The sequence below is a fragment of the Salinivibrio sp. PR932 genome, from assembly GCF_001996125.1.
Lineage (GTDB): Bacteria > Pseudomonadota > Gammaproteobacteria > Enterobacterales > Vibrionaceae > Salinivibrio > Salinivibrio proteolyticus.
In genome coordinates this window covers 82,479-88,842 of sequence record NZ_MUFM01000014.1, presented here as the reverse complement: position 1 = coordinate 88,842, position 6,364 = coordinate 82,479, and the positions used below count along the sequence as shown (strand labels likewise).

Annotated in this window: 4 protein-coding genes and 1 tRNA gene; 2 read left to right on the top strand and 3 right to left on the bottom strand. The window is 50.2% G+C overall.

Annotated features, from left to right (window positions below; translation table 11 throughout):
- Positions 1–102: 102 nt before the first annotated feature.
- A tRNA-Asp gene (locus BZG84_RS09030) sits at positions 103–179 on the top strand.
- Between the two features lie 191 nt (positions 180–370).
- Here the strand turns inward: BZG84_RS09030 and ilvY are convergent.
- Positions 371–1,234, bottom strand: a complete 864-nt coding sequence (gene ilvY, locus BZG84_RS09025) for an HTH-type transcriptional activator IlvY (RefSeq protein ID WP_077479963.1) — start codon at positions 1,232–1,234, stop codon at positions 371–373.
- Positions 1,235–1,365: 131 nt separating this feature from the next.
- Here ilvY and ilvC point away from each other — a divergent pair, with 131 nt between their 5' ends.
- Complete coding sequence (ilvC, locus tag BZG84_RS09020) at positions 1,366–2,853, top strand: ketol-acid reductoisomerase (RefSeq protein WP_069590337.1); 1,488 nt, start codon at positions 1,366–1,368, stop codon at positions 2,851–2,853.
- 55 nt (positions 2,854–2,908) lie between these two features.
- Here ilvC and ubiK read toward each other — a convergent pair whose 3' ends face one another.
- A complete protein-coding gene (ubiK, locus tag BZG84_RS09015) occupies positions 2,909–3,169 on the bottom strand; it encodes a ubiquinone biosynthesis accessory factor UbiK (RefSeq protein ID WP_069590334.1) in 261 nt (86 codons plus the stop codon).
- A gap of 91 nt (positions 3,170–3,260) precedes the next feature.
- Positions 3,261–6,353 (bottom strand): multidrug efflux RND transporter permease subunit, encoded by a 3,093-nt coding sequence (locus tag BZG84_RS09010; protein WP_077663235.1) that lies wholly within the window; start codon positions 6,351–6,353, stop codon positions 3,261–3,263.
- Between the last annotated feature and the right edge of the window lie 11 nt (positions 6,354–6,364).

The following is a 6,364-nucleotide window of genomic DNA, read 5'->3' as shown; positions in this document are numbered from 1 at the left end:
GTAGTGTGGGGTCTCCCCATGTGAGAGTAGGACATCGCCAGGCTTTGAATACAATTGATTAAAGCAAAGAGATATAAGTCTTTAGTCATACAGAATTGGTGCGGAGTGGTAGTTCAGTTGGTTAGAATACCGGCCTGTCACGCCGGGGGTCGCGGGTTCGAGTCCCGTCCACTCCGCCACTACTTTAGAAACCCTAGCTGAGAAGCTGGGGTTTTTTGCATTTAAGCTCCCCTGAGCCAGACGTCTTGGTCGCGGCACTTGCAGTGCGCGTTGACTCCCGTCCACTCCGCCACTATTTAGAAACCCTAGCTGAAAAGCTGGGGTTTTTTGCGTTTAAGCACCGGCATCATTGTGTTGGGGCTTTTTGTGTTTATCGCATGACATCGAGTAGAGCGTTGAGTAAAGGTTCTTTTGCGCGGGAAGCTTTACAACAAAGGCCTAGTTCGAGAGGTTGCACAATTTCTTGGCGTAATCGCTCAACCTTGTCTTTTACTGGGCTGTTATCAATCACCACATCTGGCGCGACACCAATACCACAGCCCAATGCCACCATACTGACAATCGCCTCATGGCCGGCTATTTGTGCGTAGACGTTTGGCTCGATACCTTTACCGGTCAACCATTGATCAGCGAGTTCGCGCGCTGTCCCTGCTTCGGGCAAGATTAATGGTGTGTGCTGCCAGTCAATGGCTTGTAGGTCAATGCCACTGCTGGCCATTGCCGGTGCGATAACCGACAAACTGACTGTATCAATTGGTTGAAACACTAAGCTGGATGACAAGCGTTTGGGTTTAGCGGCAATGGCAATGTCGGCACTATTGTCTTGCACCTTCTCTTCTGCTTGAGCGGGGTCGCCGGTTAGCAGTTGTAGCTCGATATTTGGGTATTGTTGACGAAAGCGCGCGAGGAGCTCAGGTAAATGGCTATAGCTTGCCGTGACTGAACAAAAGAGCGTGAGCTTACCGCCGAGCAAAGAGGCATGTTCATTGATACTGGCTTTAGTGGTGTGCCAAAGCTGCAGGATATCGCGTGCGACGGGAAGCAGCGTTTTACCTGCTGGGGTGAGATCGACCGCTTTATTGGTGCGAATAAACAAAGGCTGACCAATATCTTCTTCGAGACGTTGGATGATTCGGCTCAGCGCAGAAGGGCTGACGTGCATTGCTTGTGCGGCTCGGGTATAGCTTTTGGTGTCACAGAGGTGGAGAAAGCCTGTGAGTTGCTTTGCATTCATAATTTATTGTTGCTGTAACTGCAATGTTATGTTGTGAATATATCACTTTAGGCAATATAGTGGTTAGGGTAGTATCAAAAATACGCGGTGAAAACACACCCAATCACGGATTTGAATCAATGGAGCACCCCATGGCGAACTACTTTAATACCCTGAATTTACGTCAACAATTGGAACAATTAGGCGTATGCCGATTTATGGATCGTGATGAATTTGCCACCGAGGCCGAATTTCTCAAAGGTAAAAAAGTGGTGATTGTGGGCTGTGGTGCACAAGGGCTCAACCAAGGCTTAAACATGCGTGACTCGGGTCTTGATGTGGCTTATGCACTACGTCAGGCTGCTATTGATGAAAAACGGCCTTCTTATCAGAACGCGGTCGAAAATGGATTTGAAGTGGGCAGCTACCAAGATTTGATCCCACAGGCAGACTTGGTGATTAATCTTACGCCAGATAAACAGCACTCCAACGTGGTTGAAACCGTGATGCCACTGATGAAAGAGGGCGCTGCACTCGGTTACTCACATGGCTTTAATATTGTCGAAGTCGGTCAGCGTATCCGTGAAGACATTACTGTGGTTATGGTGGCGCCAAAGTGCCCGGGCACCGAGGTGCGTGAAGAATACAAACGCGGCTTTGGTGTTCCGACGCTGATTGCCGTTCACCCAGAAAATGATCCTAAAGGCGAAGGCTTTGAGATTGCGAAAGCATGGGCCGCTGCAACCGGTGGTCACCGTGCTGGCGTACTCGCCTCCTCATTCGTAGCAGAAGTGAAATCCGATCTGATGGGTGAGCAAACTATTTTGTGTGGCATGCTGCAGGCCGGATCCATCGTTTGCTACGAGAAAATGATCGCAGAGGGTGTTGAGCCAGGTTATGCGGGTAAGCTTATTCAGTACGGCTGGGAAACCATTACGGAAGCGCTGAAGTTCGGGGGCATCACCCACATGATGGATCGCTTGTCCAACCCAGCGAAAATCAAAGCCTTTGAACTGTCGGAGTCGCTTAAAGAACTGATGCGTCCTCTATATAACAAACATATGGATGACATCATTTCTGGCCATTTCTCCGCGACCATGATGGCCGATTGGGAAAACGGCGATAAAGACTTGTTCACATGGCGTGAAGAAACGGCACAGACCGCGTTTGAAAACTATCCCGAGTCGGATGTAAGCATCAGTGAGCAAGAGTTCTTTGATAACGGTATTTTGATGGTTGCTATGGTGCGTGCAGGGGTCGAGCTTGCTTTTGAAGTTATGGTGTCATCCGGCATTATCGAAGAGTCAGCGTATTACGAGTCATTGCATGAATTACCTTTGATTGCCAACACCATCGCGCGTAAGCGTCTTTATGAAATGAACGTGGTCATTTCAGATACGGCTGAGTACGGCAACTACTTATTTGCAAACGTCGCAACACCGCTACTGCGCGAACACTTTATGCCAACAGTGGGGGCTGATGTGATTGGTAAAGGACTCGGAGAAACCTCTAACCAGGTCGACAACGCCACCTTAATCGAGGTCAATGATCGTATCCGTAACCACCCGATTGAGTATATCGGTGAGGAATTGCGAGGCTATATGACTGATATGAAGCAAATCGCAATTAATAACCACTAACGACACAGTATGAGATGAAAGCCTGGCCAGTGGTCAGGCTTTTTTAATGATGGATTTAGGCATCAGTGTCTTGGTTGAGCTTTTTTTCCATCTCTGCAAGCTTGGCTTCAAGCTCGGTCAACTTTTGACGGGTGCGTAGTAGCACCTGGGTCTGCACATCAAACTCTTCACGGCTTACCACGTCGAGCTTGGTCAACTGGCCTTGAATGGCTTGGCGCACACGGCTTTCCATATCCGTGCCTAACTCTTTGACAGGCTGAGGCATGGCGTCGTGAATTTGCTTGGCCACTTGCTCAAGTTTTTTGGGGTCAAACATGGAATACTCCTTCATTAACTGCCTTTATTCTATGTAAATACGGGCAGCTTGTCGAAAGATGACAAAAGAGAAGGGCCCGAAGGCCCTTTAATTAGTGTGACGCGTGATAGTCTTTATCGAGCTTGTCGAGCTCATCGTCTTCGACAAACACAGGCAGTGGTTTGTGTTTGCTGGCCAGATAGGTGTAAATCACTGGCAAAACGAATAGGGTAAACAAGGTACCGATAGCAAGACCTGCCACGATCACAATCCCGATGCTAAAGCGTTGCTCGGCACCTGCGCCGGTCGCGAACATCAGAGGGATCAGGCCAGCAATCATTGCTGCAGTGGTCATTAAGATCGGGCGCAAGCGAATTTTAGCCGCTTCTTTGACCGCATCCATCCGACTGGCTTGATGATGCAGCTGCTGCTCTTTGGCCACCTCACAGATCAAAATACCGTGTTTGGTAATCAGACCTATCAAGGTGATCAACCCGACTTGCGAGTAGATATTCATCGACGACAGCCCCCATGCGAGCGCAATTAATGCACCACAAATGGCGAGCGGTACAGAGACCAAGATCACCAGTGGGTCGAGCAAGGATTCAAACTGAATCGCAAGGACCAGATAAATGATCGCTAAGGCGAACAAGAAGGTGGCATAGAGTGCGCTACCTTCTGTGACGTATTGGCGAGATTCACCGAGGTAATCGTGTTGATAGCCCTTAGGCAACTCTGCAGCTTTGCTTTCAAACCAGTCAACAGCAGTTCCCATGGTCACGCCAGGCGCTGCCACTGCACTGATTGTAGCGGCATTCAATTGGTTGAAATGCGGCAGTGAACGAGGCTCTGCGGTAATGTCGATATCAATCAGCGAACCGAGTGGAATCGACTCACCATTTGCCGCGCGTACGTAATAACCTTCGATAGACTCAGGGTTGAGGCGATATTTACGCTCAACTTGTGGGATCACTTCATAAGAGCGTCCATCAAAGTCGATACGATTCACATAGCCATCCGCCATCATGGTGCCAATGGTGGCACCGATGTCTTGCATGGTTACGCCGTAAGAGCCCGCCTTGTCTTTATCAATGCTGATGTTCATAGTGGCCGAGTCAAAGTTAAGGTTCAGCTCCGAATAGACGAAATTCGGACTTGATTGAACCTCTGACATGATTTCAGCCGTCACCTGATAGAGACTTTCAAAGTTATTCGGCGTCGTCACCACGAACTGGATTGGCAAGCCAGACGAGGCGCCGGGGAGCTCTGGCATCTCAAAGGTTGTGACGTTCATGCCCGGAATGTCTTTCACTTCCTCGGCCATGCGCTTCACGATTTCTGACTGGCTGGCTTCACGCTCACTCCATGGCACCAGAGAAGCAATACCAAATGCCTGATTCGACTTAGGTACGCCAGAGAAGACCTGAGAGAAGGCCACCTCTGGTTGTTCGTCGAGCTTTTGGTTCACTTCTGCCATGGTGTTTTGGATGTAATCCAAGTTTGCGGTCGAGGGGGCAGTACCCATCATCACGACCACCCCTTTATCCTCTGAAGGCGCAAGCTCGCTGGGGATAAAGCTGAACAGAACGGGCAACGACGCAAACACGATCACCGCGAAAGACAAGATAACCGGACGACGTTGCATCACCTTATCCAGCATGCCCGCGTAGCGCTCTGTCATACCGTCTAAGAGGCGATGGACTGTCAACTCAAAACGGCTAGGCTTTGCGTGGGCTTTTAGCATCGATGAACACATCACTGGCGAGAGGGTCAGTGCCACAATCCCAGAGACAAACACGGCCCCGGCAAGTGTTAGCGCAAACTCCTTAAACAATGAGCCGGTGATCCCGCCCATCATGGCGATAGGGGCATACACAGCCGCCAATGTCAGTGTCATTGAGATAACCGGCACGGCAATTTCTCGCGTACCAATAATGGCCGCACGGAAAGGCGATTCACCTAGCTTAATATGCCGGTCGATGTTTTCGAGTACCACGATCGCATCGTCAACCACCAAGCCGATGGCCAATACCATCGCCAGTAGCGTCATCAAGTTCAGCGAGAAGCCAATCATCTCCATGACCAAGGCCACACCAATCAAGGACAATGGAATGGTGATGATTGGGATGATAACGGCGCGGAATGAGCCCAAGAACAAGGTAATCACCACCAGTACGATAATGGCCGCTTCAATGATGGTTTTTACTACCTCATGGATGGACTCGTTAATCGCTTTGGTGGAGTCATACAGTACGTTCATTTGGATATTGCCCGGCATGTTGCGCTCGATTTCTGGGAGCATTGCAATCACGTCTTCGGCAATATTAATGGGGTTGGCGGTAGGCGCGGCATTGACCGCCGCGACCACTGCCTCTGAGCCATTCGCAATGGCACGGTAGCGATCGTGGCTTTTCTCTAGCGAGACTTTGGCAATATCCCCAAGGCGCACCACGCGACCCTCTTGGGTTTCGACCACCAAGTTACGGAGCTCCTCTGGGGTCGACACCTGGGTGTCGGCGCTACCGTTATAAACCATATAGGTACCGATAGCTTGACCGGTGGCGGACTGGTAGTTATTGGCACTCAGTACCGACATGACATCCGTGGCCGTTAGGTTAAACCCGGCCATTTTCTGAGGATCCAGCCAAACACGTAGACCGTATTTCACCCCGCCGTATAAGTCGATTTTCGACACCCCATTCACGGTAAACAGCTGAGGCTTCACGACCCGTTCGAGGTAATCAGTGATCTGGCTTGAATCGAGCTCCGGTGAGGTAAAGCCGATGTACATCACCGCAGTGGTTGAACCCGTCGACATCGATACTGAGGGGTCTTCTGCCTCAGTCGGAAGCTGCGCACGTACCGAATTGACCTTGGCAAGAATATCCGCCAGTGCCGCATTCGGATCTGTGTTTAGCTTCATGTTGACGGTAATCGTCGAGGTCCCCAGCACCGATTCTGAGGTCATAAAGTCAATATTGTCAGCTTGGGCGACTGCCTGTTCGAGTGGGGTGGTGATAAACCCCTGAATCAAATCAGCACTGGCACCATAGTAGCTGGTTGTGATGGTGACCACGGTATTGGTCATCTCCGGGTATTCCCTGACTTGCATCTTAAAAAGCGACTGCAAGCCTAGCAGCGCAATCAGTATACTGATTGAGGCTGCCAGTACTGGGCGCCGGATAAAAATATCAGTAAAGCGCATCACATCCTCGT

Bases quoted from the DNA above. Each gene is read 5' to 3' on its own strand.
- BZG84_RS09010 (WP_077663235.1), bottom strand. From the start codon at position 6,353: ATGCGCTTTACTGATATTTTTATCCGGCGCCCAGTACTGGCAGCCTCA.
- ilvC (WP_069590337.1), top strand. From the start codon at position 1,366: ATGGCGAACTACTTTAATACCCTGAATTTACGTCAACAATTGGAACAA.
- ilvY (WP_077479963.1), bottom strand. From the start codon at position 1,234: ATGAATGCAAAGCAACTCACAGGCTTTCTCCACCTCTGTGACACCAAA.
- ubiK (WP_069590334.1), bottom strand. From the start codon at position 3,169: ATGTTTGACCCCAAAAAACTTGAGCAAGTGGCCAAGCAAATTCACGAC.